20 protein-coding genes and 2 tRNA genes are annotated in these 17,066 nt (G+C 64.7%); 17 read left to right on the top strand and 5 right to left on the bottom strand.

Annotation, left to right across the window (positions count from 1 at the left end; translation table 11 throughout):
* Positions 1 to 85 precede the first annotated feature (85 nt).
* A complete protein-coding gene (locus ACW17Z_RS02560) occupies positions 86 to 730 on the top strand; it encodes a YoaK family protein (RefSeq protein WP_419317217.1) in 645 nt (214 codons plus the stop codon).
* Here the strand turns inward: ACW17Z_RS02560 and purN are convergent.
* Positions 722 to 1,306 (bottom strand): phosphoribosylglycinamide formyltransferase, encoded by a 585-nt coding sequence (gene purN / locus ACW17Z_RS02555; RefSeq protein WP_492057454.1) that lies wholly within the window; start codon positions 1,304 to 1,306, stop codon positions 722 to 724. The two genes, ACW17Z_RS02560 and purN, sit on opposite strands and share 9 nt — an antisense overlap.
* On the bottom strand, positions 1,306 to 2,331 hold the full coding sequence (gene purM / locus ACW17Z_RS02550; protein WP_492057453.1) for a phosphoribosylformylglycinamidine cyclo-ligase: 1,026 nt from the start codon (positions 2,329 to 2,331) through the stop codon (positions 1,306 to 1,308). Before purM ends, purN begins: the two co-directional genes overlap by 1 nt.
* Positions 2,332 to 2,445: 114 nt before the next feature.
* Here purM and rnd point away from each other — a divergent pair, with 114 nt between their 5' ends.
* Positions 2,446 to 3,618, top strand: coding sequence for a ribonuclease D (rnd, locus tag ACW17Z_RS02545; protein WP_419317214.1), 1,173 nt, complete (start codon positions 2,446 to 2,448; stop codon positions 3,616 to 3,618).
* 196 nt (positions 3,619 to 3,814) lie between these two features.
* On the top strand, positions 3,815 to 5,512 hold the full coding sequence (locus ACW17Z_RS02540) for an ATP-binding protein (RefSeq protein ID WP_492057452.1): 1,698 nt from the start codon (positions 3,815 to 3,817) through the stop codon (positions 5,510 to 5,512).
* Between the two features lie 57 nt (positions 5,513 to 5,569).
* Here the strand turns inward: ACW17Z_RS02540 and ACW17Z_RS02535 are convergent, their stop codons facing one another.
* The 3 genes from ACW17Z_RS02535 to ACW17Z_RS02525 form a co-directional block, all read right to left on the bottom strand.
* Entirely contained in the window at positions 5,570 to 6,577 is a 1,008-nt protein-coding gene (locus ACW17Z_RS02535; RefSeq protein WP_492057451.1) for an LLM class flavin-dependent oxidoreductase, read from the bottom strand.
* 112 nt (positions 6,578 to 6,689) lie between these two features.
* Positions 6,690 to 6,766 (bottom strand) — tRNA-Asp (locus ACW17Z_RS02530).
* Between the two features lie 71 nt (positions 6,767 to 6,837).
* A tRNA-Asp gene (locus ACW17Z_RS02525) sits at positions 6,838 to 6,914 on the bottom strand.
* A gap of 200 nt (positions 6,915 to 7,114) precedes the next feature.
* Here ACW17Z_RS02525 and ACW17Z_RS02520 point away from each other — a divergent pair.
* From ACW17Z_RS02520 to nuoI, 14 genes are read left to right on the top strand one after another with little or no spacing between them, the layout of a single operon-like run.
* Positions 7,115 to 7,492, top strand: coding sequence for an NADH-quinone oxidoreductase subunit A (locus ACW17Z_RS02520; RefSeq protein WP_419317211.1), 378 nt, complete (start codon positions 7,115 to 7,117; stop codon positions 7,490 to 7,492).
* Positions 7,462 to 8,067 carry a NuoB/complex I 20 kDa subunit family protein gene (locus ACW17Z_RS02515; RefSeq protein ID WP_419317210.1) on the top strand — a complete coding sequence of 202 codons (606 nt, stop codon included), beginning with the start codon at positions 7,462 to 7,464 and terminating at the stop codon, positions 8,065 to 8,067. Before ACW17Z_RS02520 ends, ACW17Z_RS02515 begins: the two co-directional genes overlap by 31 nt.
* Entirely contained in the window at positions 8,064 to 8,675 is a 612-nt protein-coding gene (locus tag ACW17Z_RS02510) for an NADH-quinone oxidoreductase subunit C (RefSeq protein ID WP_492057450.1), read from the top strand. Before ACW17Z_RS02515 ends, ACW17Z_RS02510 begins: the two co-directional genes overlap by 4 nt.
* 2 nt (positions 8,676 to 8,677) lie before the next feature.
* Positions 8,678 to 9,079, top strand: coding sequence for a hypothetical protein (locus tag ACW17Z_RS02505; RefSeq protein WP_419321464.1), 402 nt, complete (start codon positions 8,678 to 8,680; stop codon positions 9,077 to 9,079).
* Positions 9,076 to 10,326, top strand: a complete 1,251-nt coding sequence (locus ACW17Z_RS02500) for an NADH-quinone oxidoreductase subunit D (RefSeq protein ID WP_419317208.1) — start codon at positions 9,076 to 9,078, stop codon at positions 10,324 to 10,326. The genes ACW17Z_RS02505 and ACW17Z_RS02500 overlap by 4 nt, the downstream gene beginning before the upstream one ends.
* Positions 10,323 to 10,655, top strand: coding sequence for a nuclear transport factor 2 family protein (locus ACW17Z_RS02495; protein WP_419317207.1), 333 nt, complete (start codon positions 10,323 to 10,325; stop codon positions 10,653 to 10,655). The genes ACW17Z_RS02500 and ACW17Z_RS02495 overlap by 4 nt, the downstream gene beginning before the upstream one ends.
* 3 nt (positions 10,656 to 10,658) lie before the next feature.
* Positions 10,659 to 11,345, top strand: coding sequence for an NADH-quinone oxidoreductase subunit NuoE (gene nuoE, locus ACW17Z_RS02490; RefSeq protein WP_492057449.1), 687 nt, complete (start codon positions 10,659 to 10,661; stop codon positions 11,343 to 11,345).
* A complete protein-coding gene (locus ACW17Z_RS02485) occupies positions 11,345 to 11,572 on the top strand; it encodes a hypothetical protein (RefSeq protein WP_419255219.1) in 228 nt (75 codons plus the stop codon). Before nuoE ends, ACW17Z_RS02485 begins: the two co-directional genes overlap by 1 nt.
* A complete protein-coding gene (locus tag ACW17Z_RS02480) occupies positions 11,569 to 11,835 on the top strand; it encodes a hypothetical protein (RefSeq protein ID WP_419317205.1) in 267 nt (88 codons plus the stop codon). Before ACW17Z_RS02485 ends, ACW17Z_RS02480 begins: the two co-directional genes overlap by 4 nt.
* 3 nt (positions 11,836 to 11,838) lie before the next feature.
* On the top strand, positions 11,839 to 13,158 hold the full coding sequence (gene nuoF, locus ACW17Z_RS02475; RefSeq protein ID WP_492057448.1) for an NADH-quinone oxidoreductase subunit NuoF: 1,320 nt from the start codon (positions 11,839 to 11,841) through the stop codon (positions 13,156 to 13,158).
* 5 nt (positions 13,159 to 13,163) lie between these two features.
* Positions 13,164 to 15,224, top strand: a complete 2,061-nt coding sequence (gene nuoG, locus ACW17Z_RS02470) for an NADH-quinone oxidoreductase subunit NuoG (RefSeq protein ID WP_492057447.1) — start codon at positions 13,164 to 13,166, stop codon at positions 15,222 to 15,224.
* A 4-nt stretch (positions 15,225 to 15,228) separates the two neighbouring features.
* Positions 15,229 to 16,296 (top strand): NADH-quinone oxidoreductase subunit NuoH, encoded by a 1,068-nt coding sequence (gene nuoH / locus ACW17Z_RS02465; RefSeq protein ID WP_419317202.1) that lies wholly within the window; start codon positions 15,229 to 15,231, stop codon positions 16,294 to 16,296.
* Between the two features lie 26 nt (positions 16,297 to 16,322).
* Positions 16,323 to 16,535 (top strand): hypothetical protein, encoded by a 213-nt coding sequence (locus tag ACW17Z_RS02460; protein WP_378109168.1) that lies wholly within the window; start codon positions 16,323 to 16,325, stop codon positions 16,533 to 16,535.
* 5 nt (positions 16,536 to 16,540) lie between these two features.
* Positions 16,541 to 17,032, top strand: a complete 492-nt coding sequence (gene nuoI / locus ACW17Z_RS02455) for an NADH-quinone oxidoreductase subunit NuoI (protein WP_419317201.1) — start codon at positions 16,541 to 16,543, stop codon at positions 17,030 to 17,032.
* The last annotated feature ends 34 nt before the right edge of the window (positions 17,033 to 17,066 follow it).

The following is a 17,066-nucleotide window of genomic DNA, read 5'->3' as shown; positions in this document are numbered from 1 at the left end:
TCGCCGGGCCATTCGGGCGTTTTCGAATGACACGGGGCTGTCAGATCGGTGACGATCCGAAACCTGCCGCCTCTGGAGACCCCTGGTGAAGGACTATGGCCGACGCGACGTGGCGCTTGCCGCCGTGCTTTCCGGCGTGGCTGGCTATGTCGACGCCATCGGTTTCCTCAAGCTGGGCGGCTTCTTTGTCTCGTTCATGAGCGGCAACTCGACCCGTCTCGGGGTCGGGTTGGCCACCGGCCATGTCGGTGCGGCCCTGACGGCCTTGACGCTGATCGCGCTGTTCGTGGCGGGAGTCGTGCTGGGCGCCCTGGTCGCGCGGCGGGCGGGTGAGGATCGGCGGGCCATGGTCATGGCGCTGGAGGCCGTCCTGCTGGCCTGCGCGGCGGGGCTGATCATGGCGGGGCTGGACGGCCCGGGCGTCGCGGCCATGGTGCTGGCCATGGGGGCCGAGAACGCGGTCTTCCAGCGCAATGGCGATGTCGGGGTGGGTCTGACCTACATGACCGGCGCTCTGGTCAAGGCCGGCCAGCGGATCGCGGCGGCCCTGACAGGAGGCGACCGCTGGGCCTGGCGCCCGTTCGTGCTGCTGTGGGCGGGGCTGACCCTGGGGGGCGCGCTGGGCGCGGCGGCCTATCTGAAGTTCGGCGTGCTGGCGCTGTGGGGCGCGGCCCTGGTCGTCGCGGGGCTGGCCGTGGCCCGGCACGTCGAGGAAAAGCGCCTAGCCTAGGTCCCGGCAGAAGGCCGCCAGGGTCTCTGGATAGAGCCGGTGTTCCTGCTCAAGCACCCGCAGGCTCAGGGCGTGCTCGTCGTCGCCCGGCAGCACCGGCACGCGGGCCTGGCCGAGCACGGGGCCTTCGTCGACGCCCGCCGTGACCAGATGCACCGTGCAGCCGGCCTCGGCGTCGCCGGCGGCGATGGCGCGGCCGTGGGTGTCGAGGCCCGGATATTTGGGCAGCAGGGAAGGGTGGATGTTCAGCATTCGGCCCTCCCAGGCGTCGACCAGGAAGGGCGTCAGGATGCGCATATAGCCGGCCAGGGCGATGACCTGGATCCCGCGCTCGCGCAGGGCCGTGTCGATGGCGCGCTCGTGGGCCTCGCGGTCCTTGCCGAACGGCCTCTGGTCGACGCACCGCGCCTCGATCCCGGCCGCCTGCGCGGTTTCAAGCCCACCGGCGTCAGGCTTGTTGGCCAGGACCAGGCTGATCTCGAAGGGACAGTCCTCGGCCTGAGCGGCGCGGACCAGGGCCTCCATGTTGGAGCCCCGGCCCGAGATCAGGACGGCGACCTTGGTCTTCTGCGGCATTAGCCCGCGACCAGCTGGCCGCAGATGAAGGCGTCCTCGCCGGCGTTGAGCAGGGCGGCCAGCACCGGTTCTGCGTCGCTGGAAGCGACCACCAGGATGAAGCCGACGCCGCAATTGAAGGTGCGGCGCAGTTCGTGGTCGGAAATGCCGCCCACTTCTTGCAGCCACGCAAACACCGGCGGCAACGGCCAGGCGTTCCAGTCGAACTCGGGGACCAGGCCAGCCGCGATGCAGCGCGGCGGGTTCTCAATCAGGCCGCCGCCGGTGATGTGCGCCCCACCTTTCACGCGCCCGGACTGCAGCAGGGGCAGGATCGACTTCACATAGATGCGGGTCGGGGCCATCAGGGCCTCGGCCAGTGTGAGCCCCGGCGCGAAGGGCGCGGGGGCGTCCCAGGCCAGACCCGAACGCTCGACCACGCGGCGAACCAGTGAATAGCCGTTAGAGTGCGGCCCCGAGGAGCCGATGCCGACAATGATGTCGCCGGCCCGTTGCCTGTCCAGCTTGGGCAGCACGCCGTCGCGCTCGACCGCGCCGACCGAGAAGCCGGCCAGATCGTATTCGCCGTCGCTGTACATGCCCGGCATTTCGGCGGTTTCGCCGCCCACCAGGGCCGCGCCGGCCATTTTGCAGCCTTCGGCGATGCCGGCGACCACGCTGGTGGCGGTCTCCAGATCAAGCTTGCCGGTGGCGAAATAGTCGAGGAACAACAGGGGCTCGGCGCCCTGGGCCAGAAGGTCGTTGACGCACATGGCCACCAGGTCGATCCCGACGGTGGCATGCATCTTGGCGTCGATGGCGATTCGCAGCTTGGTGCCGACGCCGTCGGTGGTGGAGACCAGCAGAGGGTCCGAATAGCCCGCCGCCTTAAGGTCGAACAGGGCGCCGAAGCCCCCCAGGCCGCCATCCGCCCCAGGGCGCCGGGTGGCCTTGGCCAGGGGCTTGATCGCCTCGACCAGGGCGTTGCCGGCATCGATGTCGACGCCCGCCTGGGCGTAGGTGAGGCCGTTGGGCAGATCGCTCATTCGCTCGCTCTGGTCTATTTGGGGACGCAATTGCGCCTTCAACTCGCGGAAATCTGCACCCCGACCATGCTTGACGCTTGCAGACTCGGGGGTGCGCGAGGCTATTAGCAGCCGATGAAGCCGATAACCACTACCGCCGAACTGGCGGCGTTTTGTAACGCGTTGCAGGGCCAGCCCTTTGTCGCCGTGGACACCGAGTTCATGCGCGAGACGACCTATTGGCCCAAGCTCTGCTTGATCCAGGTTGGCGCGCCTAATGTCGAGGCCGTGATCGATCCGCTTGCGGACGGTCTGGACATGACGCCGCTGCTGGATCTCATGCGCGACGAGCGCGTGCTCAAGGTGTTCCACGCTGCCCGGCAGGACGTCGAAATCTTCAACAACCTGGGCGCCATGCCCCGGCCATTGTTCGATACCCAGGTCGCCGGCATGGCCGCAGGCTTTGGCGAGCAGATCGCCTATGACGCGCTGGTCCGACAGATGCTCAAGATCGAGCTCGACAAGTCCAGCCGGTTCACCGATTGGGCCCGTCGCCCGCTGTCGGAAGCCCAGCTGACCTACGCCCTGGCGGATGTCACTCATCTCGCCTCGCTGTTTCCGATGCTGCGTCAGCGGCTGGCCGACGCCGACCGCCTGCCGTGGGTCGAGGAAGAGATGCAGGCCCTATGCGATCCGGCGTTTTATGACGTCGATCCGGAAAAGGCCTGGCGCCGGCTGCGTCCGCGCAAGACAGCGCAGAAATATCTGGCCGTGTTCAAGGCCGTGGCGGCCTGGCGCGAGCGCACCGCTCAGCAACGCGATCAGCCCCGCGGCCGGATCCTGAAGGACGAGGCCATCGACGAACTGGCCACCCAGGCCCCGACCACTGTCGATGCCCTCAACACTCTGCGTGGCGTGCCCAAGGGCTTTGGCGGTAGCAAGTTTGGCCCTGACCTGCTGGCGGCCATCAAGGCCGCCCTGGCCGATCCTGAAGGCTATGCACCGGTGCTTGAAAAGCCCGGCCCGCCGCCGCCCGCCTCGGCCGGCGCCGTCGTTGAGCTGCTGAAGGTTCTGCTCAAGGCCCGCGCCGAAGAAGCCGGCGTGGCGTCTAAGCTGATCGCCACGGTCTCAGACCTTGAAAAGATAGCCGCCGATGATAACGCCAACACGCCTGCCCTCGCTGGGTGGCGTCGTGAGGCTTTCGGGGCCGACGCCCTCAAAATCAAACGCGGCGAACTGGCGCTGGTGCTGGACGGCGCGCGTGTTCGGGTCGTCGAAGTGCGACGAGCGGCCAAGCCCGACGCCTAAGCCCAAGCTGGACGCTCACAGGGTTTCTCAACCCAAAATGAGCAAGGTTGAAGCTGCGGGATAAGAGACGGTCATAGGTATGCGAAACGGTTCTGCTATCGGTTGTTCCGCTTAGTAGAAGCGATTGCAGGTGGTCTGGGCCAGGGTTCGCTTTGGGGGGAGCGAGGTCGAGCGGAGCTGTGAGCAGGGGGCGAATTTGGCGCGTTACTGGGAAAATCTGGCGGTCGTCTATCGGCCGGCCGCGGTATCCCGTCGCAGCCAGGTTCCCTTACGGGTTTTCGTAATTTTGGTGCTGTGCGCCTCGATGGCCTGGCGGCCTGGATTTGGCTTTCTCATCGGTTGGACGGCGGCCTACGTCTTCGCGCAGATCGCGGAACTGCTGGCGCTCCGACGTTTCCTGACATCTTCCAATCCGGCCTCGACGGTCGTCTGCAACCTGGCGACCGACCTGCTTATGGCGACGGTCTTTGGCTGGGTGGCGATTCCGCTTTGGCAGATAGGCACGCCAGCCGCAGCGGCAGCGGCCACGTTGCTCATCTCAGGCTCCATTCTCACGGCGCTAATGGGGGCCGAGGGCTGCTTCGCGGCGTTCCTTTCGGCTGTGGCGCCGCATATGGCCTATCTCTTCATTCTCCCCTTCGTTGGCGGATCCACGAGGGACCCGGTTACACCCTACTTCCTCATTGGTGCGGGTCTGTTGAGTCTGGTTCTGGCTATGGTCTTTACATGGTCGCAGCGCGCCATGCAGGCCGAGCGATCGGCGCGTCTGGCGGCCGAGGCGCAAACCGCCGCCAAGTCGGCTTTCGTGGCCATGGTCAGCCATGAGCTGCGCACGCCGATCAACGCCCTGCTCAACGGCGCCGCTATGCTGGAGCGGCAGAACGGGGCGGATCGTGGCGCAGCCAGACTGATCGCCGACGCCGGCGACATGATGAAGACCCTCCTCAACGACCTGCTCGACTATTCCAAGATCGAGGCGGGTCGCATGGGTGTCGAGATCGTCGACTATGATTTGGCAGCCCTGGTAGACGACAGCGTGCTGCTGTGGCGTGGCGAAGCCCGCGCCAAGGGCATCAAGCTGGAACTGAAAGGGATCCAGACCCGGCCCAACTGGGTGCGGGGCGATCCGATGCGGCTGCGACAGATCCTCAACAACCTGCTGTCCAACGCCATCAAGTTCACGGCCGAGGGGGGCGTCACCCTGGCTCTCACCCTCCATGAGCGACCTGACGGGCGGAAGGTGATGATCGAGGTCATCGACACGGGCCCCGGTCTGACGCCGGACCAGATCAATCGCCTGTTCAGCGCCTATGACCAGCTCGGTGTCGGCACGGCGCGGGCTTTTGGCGGCACGGGTCTGGGACTGACGATCAGCCGCGATCTGGCGCGGTTGATGGGCGGAACCCTGACGGCGGAGAGCGATGCCGGCGGCGGCGCTCGCTTTACCCTGACGCTGCCCGCGCCGCAGGGCGCTGCGCCGCCGGCCGTCGACCTGTCAGACGCGCCTTCTCTGATCCCGCACACGCAGCTGTTGCGGATCCTGGTGGTCGACGACCATGACATTAACAGGCGCGCCTTGCGCGGAATGCTCGAAGCGTTCGGCGCGCAGGTGGAGACGGCCGATGATGCGGAGGCGGCGCTTGAAGCGGCCCATGTGAGGCTCTTCGACGCGATCCTGATGGATGTGCGGATGCCGGGCGTGGATGGTCTGGAGGCGACCCGACGGTTGCGCGCTTCCGGGCTGAATCGTCAGACGCCGGTCATCGCCGTCAGCGGCGCGGTTTCGGCCCAGGACATAGAGGCGTGCCGCAGCGCTGGAATGAACGGCATGATCGAAAAGCCTGTCGTGCCCAGCGACCTGTACGCGGCTCTGAATGGCGTGGCGGAACAGTAGAGCCGCGCTGCGGCCCATCCGCGCGCCTTCTTGTTGTCGTGAGCAAGGCAAGGGGAGCTACACGCTTGGCTGACGGCGAACGCTTGCCAGTATTTCGTAACTGCGAACCCGTGCGGCGTGATCATGGATCTGCGAGGCCGCCATCAGCTCATCGGCGCCGGTCAGGTCCAGGACCGCTTTGATCTTGCCCCGCACCGTTTCGGGCGAGCCGACGGCCGAATAGCGGAAAGTATGCTCAAGGCCTGCGAGCTCCGCCGGCGAGGCGATCTGGGTGATATCGTCAACGGGAGGCGGCAGAAGGCCAGGCCGGCCTCTGCGCAGCGCCAGAAACTGCTGCTGCGTGGATGATGCCAGTCGTCTTGCCTCATCGTCAGTCTCGGCCGCGCATACGCCGATACAGACCATGAGGTAGGGCGAGGCGAGGGCGGCGGATGGTTTGAAGTGACGGCGGTACAAGGTGACCGCGTCCATGAGCTGGTCCGGCGCGAAGTGGGCGGCAAAGGCGAAGGGAAGGCCCAGGGCGGCCGCCAACTGAGCGCTGTAGGTGCTGGAGCCCAGCAGCCAGAGCGGAACGTCCTGCCCCTCGCCCGGGACTGCGCGCACGGCTTGGTCCGGCGTCGCCGGCTGGAACCAGGCCTGAAGCTCCACAACGTCCTGGGCGAACGAATCAACAGCGCCCATGTAGCGACGCAGGGCCCTCATGGTGGCCTGATCGGTGCCAGGCGCGCGGCCCAGACCCAGATCTATGCGGCCAGGATAGAGTGCGGCCAGGGTGCCGAACGCCTCCGCGACCATCAGGGGTGCGTGGTTTGGCAGCATGATTCCCCCCGACCCGACCCGAATCGTCGAGGTACCGGAGGCGACATAGCCGATGGCCACGGCCGTCGCGGCGCTGGCGATTCCCGGCATGTTGTGATGTTCGGCCAGCCAGTAGCGGTGAAAGCCCAGCTTCTCTGCGTGCCTGGCTAGGTCGAGGCTGTTGCGGAGCGCGTCGCCAACGGTTGAGCCCATCGGCACAGGCGCCAGGTCGAGAACGGAAAACGCGGGAACGGAAGCTTTGGCCATCGACCCTACATCGTGCCGGATCGCGGCAAGCTCAAGTCTTTGCGATCAGAGGACCCAAAATGGGTGACCGATTGGATCCAAAACTTGAATTTTAGGGGAAAGCGCCGGACGGTGGCGCGAATGACGGGACTTGAACCCGCGACCTCCGGCGTGACAGGCCGGCGCTCTAACCAACTGAGCTACATCCGCGTCGTGCGCCAAGGCGCGACAATCGTCCGTATTCGCCGTCTTAAGAGGGAAGCACAACCACCTTTGGAAGGTGGCGCGAATGACGGGACTTGAACCCGCGACCTCCGGCGTGACAGGCCGGCGCTCTAACCAACTGAGCTACATCCGCATTAGGCCTTCGCCGAAGCGAAAGTGCGACCCGCCCTTCGGCGAGGCGCGTCTGATATGTCGGGCGCGGACTCGTGTCAACGGCCATGTCGTCGAAGCTGTGGATGGGGATCAGTTGCGACCGTTTCTCAATGTGTCGCAGGCGTTTGAAGCGTCGGCGGGCATGGGCTACAACCCGCTCGATTCAAGCCAAGGGCTGTCATGAACGCCTTCCTTCTCCAGTATCTGCCGATCGTTATTTTTCTAGGGATCGCGACCGTCATCGGTGTCGCCTTCCTGGCCGCTGCTGCGGTGCTCGCGCCCAAGGCGCCGGACCCGGAAAAGCTGTCCGCCTACGAATGTGGCTTCAACGCCTTCGACGATGCGCGCATGAAGTTCGACGTTCGATTCTACCTGGTGTCGATCCTCTTCATCATCTTTGACCTGGAAGTGGCGTTCCTGTTCCCCTGGGCCGTCAGCCTGATGAAATTGCCGCACGAAGCTGCGGTCTTTGCCTTCTGGTCGATGATGACCTTCCTGGGTGTCCTGACTGTCGGCTTCATTTACGAATGGAAGAAGGGCGCCCTCGAATGGGAGTGATCGTTCCCGCCAATAGCTCGCCCCTGATTCCGGCCGGCTCCGCTGGCCGCTCGACGGTGCAGGGCTATGATCCCAAGTTGCACGATCCGTTCTTTGACGGCGTCTCGGGTCAGTTGGCCGACAAAGGCTTCATCACGGCCGCAGCCGATGACCTTATCACCTGGGCCCGGACTGGCTCACTGATGTGGATGACGTTCGGCCTGGCCTGCTGCGCCGTGGAAATGATGCAGGCTTCGATGCCGCGTTATGACCTCGAGCGCTATGGCTTCGCGCCGCGCGCCAGCCCGCGTCAAAGCGACGTGATGATCGTCGCGGGTACTCTGACCAACAAGATGGCTCCGGCTCTGCGCAAGGTCTACGACCAGATGCCCGAGCCGCGCTACGTGATCTCGATGGGCAGCTGCGCCAATGGCGGCGGCTACTACTATTACAGCTACAGCGTCGTTCGCGGCTGCGACCGGGTGGTGCCGGTGGACATCTATGTCCCGGGTTGCCCGCCGACCGCCGAGGCTCTGGTCTATGGCGTGCTGCAGCTGCAAAAGAAGATCCGTCGCACGGGGACCATCGAGCGATGAGCGAAGCTCTCGAACTTCTCGGCCAGGACATCGTCGCGCGCTGCCCGGGCGTGCTCGGTCATTCGGTGGCCTTCGGCGAACTCACCATCGTGGCTCGCGCCGCGACGGTTTGCGACACGCTGATCTTCCTGCGTGACGATGTTGCTTGCCGTTTCCACCAGCTGATCGATCTGGCCGGCGTCGACTATCCGGAGCGTGCTGCACGCTTCGACGTCGTCTACCACCTGCTGTCGATGGTGAAGAACCATCGTATCCGTCTGAAGGTCTCGACCGACGAGGACACGCCGGTCCCGTCCATCACCCCAGTGTTCGAAGTGGCCAACTGGTTCGAACGTGAAGCGTTCGACATGTACGGCATCTTCTTCGACGGCCATCCGGACCTGCGCCGGATTCTGACCGACTACGGCTTCCATGGCCATCCGCTGCGGAAGGACTTCCCGATGACGGGTTATGTCGAGGTCCGCTACGACGACGAGCTCAAGCGCGTCGTCTATGAACCCGTCAAGATTACCGAGTTCCGTGCGTTCGATTTCCTCTCCCCCTGGGAAGGCGCGAAGTATGCCCTGCCTGGCGACGAGAAGGCCGAGAAGAGAGCAGGGGATGCATGATCATGGGTCTGCGCCGGCCGACGTTCCGTTCCGCCACCGCGTTTTTTCTGGTGACATTTTCCACCGCGTTCCTGATGACCATCGGCATGCGGCTGACGGGCTGGTTCACGCGCGCGCCGATCATTTCGGTGGAGCAGAACAAGGGCCTGGGCATCGCGATCATGATCGCCGTCATGACTTTGGCGATTGGAGCCGGGTTACGGCGCATGGAAATCGCGGAGCTGCGCAGCGCGCTGCTGGGCGCGGCGTCCGTGTTGCTGGCCCTGCCACTGTCGCAAGCCGCGATTTCTCAGTCCTGGGATGTCGCCACCACCATCATCACACTGCTGGGCGCCGTCCTGCTGATCGCCGGACTGCTTGTTTCACTCAGCATCGAGCAGCGTAAGGAAGGCCAGGAATCATGACCGGCCAAGATACCCCCGCAGCGGTGACCGATCTCGTCCGTGACGAACCGGCGGTTCCGATGATCCCGGAAACGCCCGTCCGCAAGTTCAACATCAATTTCGGCCCGCAACACCCGGCCGCGCACGGCGTGCTGCGCCTGGTGCTGGAGCTGGACGGCGAAGTCGTCGAACGCGTCGATCCGCACATCGGCCTGCTGCATCGCGGCACCGAGAAGCTGATGGAGGCGCGCACCTACCTCCAGAACATCCCGTATTTCGACCGCCTCGATTATGTGGCTCCGATGAATCAGGAGCACGCCTTCTGCCTGGCCATCGAGAAACTGCTTGGTGTCGATGTTCCCAAGCGTGGCCAGATCATTCGGGTGCTTTATTCCGAAATCGGCCGTGTCCTCAGTCACCTTCTGAACGTGACGACCCAGGCCATGGACGTTGGAGCCCTCACGCCGCCGCTCTGGGGCTTCGAGGAACGTGAAAAGCTGATGGTGTTCTACGAGCGTGCCTGCGGCGCTCGCCTGCACTCCAACTATTTCCGGCCGGGTGGCGTCCACCAGGATCTGCCTGACGCTCTTGTCGAGGACATCGACACCTGGGCAAAGGCGTTCCCGAAGATATGCGACGACATCGAGACGCTGATCACCGGCAACCGCATCTTCAAGCAGCGCAATGTCGATATCGGCGTCGTGACGCGCGAGCAGGCGATCGAGTGGGGTTTCAGCGGCGTGATGGTGCGGGGTTCCGGCATCGCCTGGGATCTGCGTCGCAGCCAGCCCTACGAGTGCTATAACGAATTCGAGTTCGATATCCCGCTGGGCAAGAACGGCGACTGTTACGATCGCTATCTGTGTCGCATGCAGGAGATGCGTGAGTCCGCGAAGATCATCCGCCAGGCCTGCGAGATGCTTCGCAAGACGCCCGGCCCGGTGATGACCGAGGACAACAAGGTCAGCCCGCCGCGTCGCGCCGAGATGAAGCGCTCGATGGAAGCTCTGATCCATCACTTCAAGCTCTACACCGAGGGCTTCCGCACGCCAGCCGGCGAGGTCTATGCCTGCGTCGAGGCGCCCAAGGGCGAGTTCGGCGTGTTCGTGGTCTCTGACGGCACCAACAAGCCCTATCGCTGCAAGATCCGCGCTCCGGGCTTCCCGCACCTGGCGGCTATGGACTGGATGAACCGTGGTCACATGCTGGCCGACGTGTCCGCCATCCTCGGCTCGCTGGACATCGTGTTCGGGGAGATCGACCGTTGATCGAGGCCGCCGTTCAAGGCCAGCTGGACGCCTATAACGCCCAGGACGTCGATGCGCTGTGCCAGCACTTCGCCGATGACATGATGGTCGCCGATCTGAACGCCGAGCCCAACCTGCATGGCGTCTCAGCGTTCCGCGAGCGGCATGTCGGCCTTTTCGCCCAGTTTCCGCAAAACCGCGCCGAACTGCTGTCGCGTGTGGTGATCGGCAACAAGGTCATCGACCATGAGCGGGTCTTCCGTTCGCCCGACGCGACGCCTTTCGAGGTCGCCGCCATCTACACCTTCGCCGGCGACAAGATCGCTCGCGTCGATTTCGTGAAAGCCTGACGCATGTCCGTTCGTCGTCTCGCCAAGGAACAGCCCGCGAGTTTTGCGTTCTCCAAGGAGAGCCAGGCCAAGGCTGACTGGTGGAAAGCCAAATATCCCGCCGAGCGCAAGCAGTCGGCGGTGATCCCGATGCTCTGGCTGGCCCAGAAGCAGGAAGGCTGGATTCCTGAGCCCGCGATCCAGGAGATCGCCAGGCAGCTTGAAATGCCGGTCATCCGGGTGCTGGAAGTCGCGACCTTCTACGTGATGTTCCAGCTGCAGCCGGTCGGCAAGGTCGCCTTCGTGCAGCTGTGCGGCACCACGCCCTGCCAGCTGCGTGGCGCCCTGGACCTGCGCAAGGTGCTCAAGGACAAGATTGGTGACGCCAACCACGTCTCGGCAGACGGCAAGTTCAGCTGGGAAGAGGTCGAGTGCCTGGGCGCATGCTGCAACGCGCCGATGGCCGCCATCAATGACTACTATTACGAGGACCTGACGCCGGAGAGCCTGGCCCAGATTCTCGATGACTTCGCCGCCGGCAAGTCGCCGCAGCCGGGCAGCTACGACGGCCGCAAGGCGTCGGAGCCCAAGGATTCGATCAAGACCCTGACCGATCCCAAGCTCTTCGACGGCTCGCTGGCCAAGAAGATCAAGATCCCGAACCTGCCCGAAAAGCCCAACAAGGCTCCCAAGGCGGAGCCGACTGCCTGATGAACACCGACGCCGTCCTCCAGAAGAAGCGACTGACCGCGATGCTCGCCATCGATGCGGTCTGCTTCGTGCTGGCCGGCGCGGCGATCGTCGGTCATGTGGCCATGGGTATCGGTTGGCTTTTGCCGGCCTTCCTGGTTCTGGTCGCTGCAGGGCTGGGCGCGCAGATCTGGTTCGTTCTGGGCTGGATGCGCGCCGTGAAGCGGGAAGAGGGGGCTTCGTCATGATCGACGACAGCGACTTCAATACCCGCAAGGCGGCCTATCTCGAGACGATTCGCGGCCTCGGACGCCGCGAACGCGGCATCGGCTTCGTGGCTTGCCTGCTCGGCGCCCTGCTTCTGATCTGGGGCCGGGTCATCGCTGGCGCGCCAGAATGGGCCGTTGTTCTGGGTCTTGTGACGATTGCCGCCGGTTGGCTGCTTTTCGCCTATGTCATCCTTCGTCGGACGCGGTATGTGCGCGCCCATCCATTCGATCCGCAAAGCTGAGTCATGGTCGGTATCCTCGAAGACAAGGACCGCATTTTCACGAACCTTTACGGGCTCCATGATTGGGGCCTGGAAGGCGCGAAGAAGCGCGGCTGCTGGAATGGCACCAAGGACATCCTGGACGCCGGGCGCGACTGGATCATCGACAACATGAAGAACTCCGGCCTGCGCGGCCGGGGCGGCGCGGGCTTCGGCACCGGCCTGAAGTGGTCGTTCATGCCCAAGGAAGTGAAGGACGGTCGTCCGCACTATCTGGTCGTCAACGCCGACGAATCCGAGCCGGGCACCTGCAAGGACCGGGAGATCATGCGGCATGACCCGCACCTCCTGATCGAAGGCTGCCTGATCGCCTCGCGCGCCATGCTCGCCCACGCCTGCTACATCTATATTCGCGGCGAATATGTCCGTGAGCGCGAAGTGCTGGAAGCCGCCATCAAGCAGGCCTACGAGGCCAAGCTGGTGGGCAAGAACAATATCCACGGCTGGGACTTCGACATCTACGTCCACCACGGCGCCGGCGCCTATATCTGCGGCGAAGAGACGGCCCTGCTGGAGAGCCTGGAAGGCAAGAAGGGCCAACCGCGCCTGAAGCCGCCGTTCCCGGCCGGCGCGGGCCTCTACGGCATGCCGACGACCGTCAACAACGTCGAGAGCATCGCTGTCGTCGGCACCATTCTGCGTCGCGGCGCGGCCTGGTTCGCCGGCTTTGGCCGTCCCAATAATACCGGCACAAAGCTCTTCTGCGTCAGCGGGCATGTGAACACGCCCTGCAACGTCGAAGAGGCCATGAGCATCCCGTTCCGCCAGCTGATCGAGGATCACTGCGGCGGCATCCGGGGCGGCTGGGGCAACCTGAAGGCCGTGATCCCGGGCGGTTCGTCCGTGCCGATGATCCCCGCCGAACAGTGCGAAGATCTGCCCATGGACTTCGACGCCTTGCGCGCCCTGCGCTCGGGTCTCGGCACCGCGGCTGTCATCGTCATGGACAAGGATACTGACCTCGTCCGCGCCATCGCCCGCCTGTCGTACTTCTACAAGCACGAGAGCTGCGGCCAGTGCACGCCCTGTCGCGAAGGCACCGGCTGGATGTGGCGGGTCATGGAACGCATGGTCACCGGCGAGGCCGATCCCAAAGAGATCGACACCCTGCTGGACGTCACGACCCAGGTTGAGGGTCACACCATCTGCGCCCTGGGCGACGCGGCCGCTTGGCCGATTCAGGGCCTGTTCCGTCACTTCCGCCACGAGGTGGAGGACCGGATCGCATCCTATCGTAGCGGTCGCCTGCACGTGCAGGGCGCCAAGCTGATCGCGGCGGAGTAACAAGCATGGCTATCGCCAAGGTCAACGGCGTCGAGGTCGAGTTCGAACCCGGCATGACGGTTCTGCAGGTCGCGGAACTGGCTGGGGAAGAGATCCCGCGCTTCTGCTATCACGAGCGTCTCAGCATCGCCGGCAACTGCCGGATGTGTCTGGTCGAGGTGAAGCCTGGTCCGCCGAAGCCGCAGGCGTCGTGCGCCCTGCCGGCCGCCGAGGGCCAGGAGATCTTCACCAAGACCCCGATGGTCAAGAAGGCCCGCGAAGGGGTGATGGAGTTCCTGCTCATCAACCACCCGCTGGATTGCCCGATCTGCGACCAGGGCGGCGAGTGCGATCTGCAGGACCAGGCCATGGGCTATGGCCGCGACGACAGCCGTTACGAAGAGAACAAGCGCGCGGTTGAAGAGAAGGCCATGGGCCCGCTCATCAAGACCGTGATGACGCGCTGCATCCAGTGCACCCGCTGCGTCCGCTTCATCACCGAAGTCGCCGGTTCGCCGGAAATCGGCCTGATCTCGCGCGGCGAAGACGTTGAAATCACGACCTATCTGGGCGCGGCGGTGACGTCGGAACTGTCGGCCAATGTGATCGATCTCTGCCCGGTCGGCGCCCTGACCTCCAAGCCCTACGCCTTTGAGGCGCGGCCCTGGGAACTGAAGAAGACCGAGAGCATCGACGTCATGGACGCGCTGGGCTCGGCGATCCGCGTCGACAGCCGCGCCGCTGCGGTGCTCCGCGTGCTGCCGCGCGTCAACGAGGACGTCAACGAGGAGTGGATCTCCGACAAGACGCGCTACGCCGTCGATGGCCTGCAGCGTCAACGTCTGGACCGTCCCTACGTTCGCGTCGGCGGCCGTCTGCAGCCGGCGACCTGGGGCCAGGCCTTCGCGGCCGTGGCCGAGAAGATCAAGGCAACCTCCGCTGACCGCATCGGCGTCATCGCCGGCGATTTGCAGGACGCTGAAAGCCTGAAGGCGACCAAAGACCTCTTCGCCGCTCTGGGCGTGAAGAACCTCGACGCCCGCCAGGACGGCGTGGCGCTGGGCGCTGGTCCGCGCGAGAGCTGGCTGTTCAACACCACGATCGCCGGGATCGAGAACGCCGACGTCATCTTGCTGGTCGGCACGAACCCGCGCGTCGAGGCGCCGGTGCTCAACACCCGCCTGCGCAAGCAGTGGATCGCCGGCAAGCTCCGCATCGGCGTGATCGGCGAGCAGGGCGACCTGACCTACGAGTACGACTATCTCGGCGCCGGCTCCAAGACCCTGTCGGGCCTGGCCAAGAGCAAGTCCGACTTCGTCGCGGCCCTGAAGAATGCCGAGCGTCCCGCCATCATCATCGGCCAGGGCGCTCTGACCCGCGCTGACGGCGCCGCCGTGCTGAAGGCGGCCGCCGGCGTGGCCAAGGCGTTCAACGTCGTGAAGGCCGGCTGGAACGGCTGGAACGTCCTGCACACCGCCGCTGCCCGCGTCGCCGGTCTTGACCTGGGCTTCGTGCCGGGCGAGGGCGGTCTGACCGCCGGCGAGATGCTGAAGCCGGGCGCGCTTGATGTGCTGTTCCTGCTGGGCGCCGACGAATGCGAGACCGCCGCGTCGGACGCCTTCAAGATCTATCTGGGCACCCACGGCGACAATGGCGCGCACAAGGCCGATGTCATCCTGCCGGGCGCGGCCTATACCGAAAAGAACGGCCTCTATGTGAACACCGAAGGCCGCGTCCAGATGGGCGAACGGGCGGTGTTCCCGAAGGGTGAGGCCAAGGAAGACTGGTCGATCCTGCGGGCCCTGTCCGAGATTCTCGGCCACAAGCTGCCGTATGACAGTCTGGACCAACTGCGCGCCAAGCTGTTCGCCGACCACCCGACCTTCGGCCAGATCGATTTCGCGCCGGGCTCTATCCCGACCGTGTTCGACCTGGCAGCCGTTGGCGGTCCAGGCGAACTGGCCGACACGCCGTTCGAGAACGCCATCAAGGCCTTCCACCTGACCAATCCCATCGCGCGCGCCAGCGTGACCATGGCCGAATGCGCGGCCGTCGTCTCCGGCGCCGCCAAGATCGCGGCGGAGTAGGCCGATGAGCGCTTTCTTCTCCAATCCGGCGGTGACATGGACCCTGCTGACGACCGGCGGGATTCTGCTGGTCGTGATCTGGGTGCTGCTGAGCCTGGCCTTCCTGCTGCTGGCCGACCGCAAGATCTGGGCCGGCGTGCAGATGCGCAAGGGCCCCAACGTGGTGGGACCGTTTGGCCTGCTGCAATCCTTCGCCGACTTCTTCAAGTTTGTGCTGAAGGAAATCATCATTCCGGCCGGCGCCGACAAGGTGGTCTTCATCCTGGCGCCGCTGCTGAGCCTGGTTCTGGCCTTCGTCGGCTGGGCGGCCATCCCGTTCGCGCCGGGCTGGGTGGTCTCCAACCTGAACGTCGGCATCCTGTACCTGCTGGCGATGAGCTCGCTGGGTGTCTACGGCATCATCATGGGCGGCTGGGCTTCGAACTCGAAGTACCCGTTCCTGGGCGCGCTGCGCTCGGCGGCCCAGATGGTTTCGTACGAAGTCTCGATCGGCCTGATCATCATCACGGTGATCCTGCTGGCCGGCTCGATGAACCTGTCGACCATTGTCGAGGCGCAGTCCGGCTGGTTCTGGAACTGGAACGTCTTTGGCGGCGGCCTCAAGAACATCGTTCTGCTGCCGGTCATGGTGATGGCGATGGGCATGTTCTACATCTCGGCCCTGGCCGAGACCAACCGCCCGCCTTTCGACCTTCCGGAAGCCGAATCCGAACTCGTGGCCGGCTATCAGGTCGAGTACAGCTCGACCCCGTACCTGCTGTTCATGGTCGCCGAATATTCCAACATCGTCCTGATGTGCGCGATGATCAGCGTCCTGTTCTTTGGCGGCTGGAACCCCGGTTTCCCGACCGATTTCCTGGTGAGCTGGGGCTGGTGGGGTAATTTCTTCCTGGCCTTGGTGTTCTTCGCCAAGATCTGCTTCTGGTTCTTCATGATCGCCATGGCCAAGGCCATCGTGCCCCGCTACCGCTACGACCAACTGATGCGCCTGGGCTGGAAGGTGTTCCTGCCGACCTCGCTGGTGCTGGTCGTTCTGGTCGCCGCCTGGCGTGTGTTTGGACCCGGCGCCTGATGAACCGCCAAGCCGCCATAGCCCTGATGGGCCTGACCTTCGCCTCGCTCGCGGCCTGTTCGGCCACGATGGCGTCGGACAGGTCCTATTCGCTGGGACGCGGCGTTGTGAACTATGACGAACTCCGCCGGGCCGGCGACAAGTGCAAGGCCGATGGCGGAGTGCTGCAAGCCAAGCAGGACGGGGGAGATCCCGCCCAGCTTTCAAACTACACCTGCGTCATTCCGAAGGGTGATTGACGGCCATGATGCAACGCATTTCCCAGGCGATTAAGGGCGCGGCCCTTCTGGACTTCGCCAACGCCTTTGGCCTGGCCATGAAGTACATGGTCGCGCCGAAGAAGACCGTCATCTATCCGAACGAGCGCAACCCGCAGTCGCCGCGCTTCCGGGGCGAGCACGCCCTGCGTCGCTATCCGTCGGGCGAGGAGCGCTGCATCGCGTGCAAGCTGTGTGAGGCCATTTGCCCCGCCCAGGCGATCACGATCGAGGCCGAACCGCGCGAAGACGGCAGCCGCCGCACGACCCGCTACGACATCGACATGGTCAAGTGCATCTACTGCGGCCTGTGCCAGGAGGCCTGCCCGGTGGACGCCATCGTGGAAGGTCCGAACACCGAATACGCGACCGAGACGCGCGAAGAGCTCTATTACGACAAAGAACGTCTTCTCGATAACGGCGACCGCTGGGAACGCCTGATCGCGAAGAATCTGGAGTTGGACGCGCCCTACCGCTAAAGACGGGCGGCGAATCCTAAGGGGGCGGCGCGCC

It is taken from the genome of Caulobacter sp. GSs2 (assembly GCF_058680895.1).
This window is presented reverse-complemented; position numbering and strand designations above follow the sequence as displayed.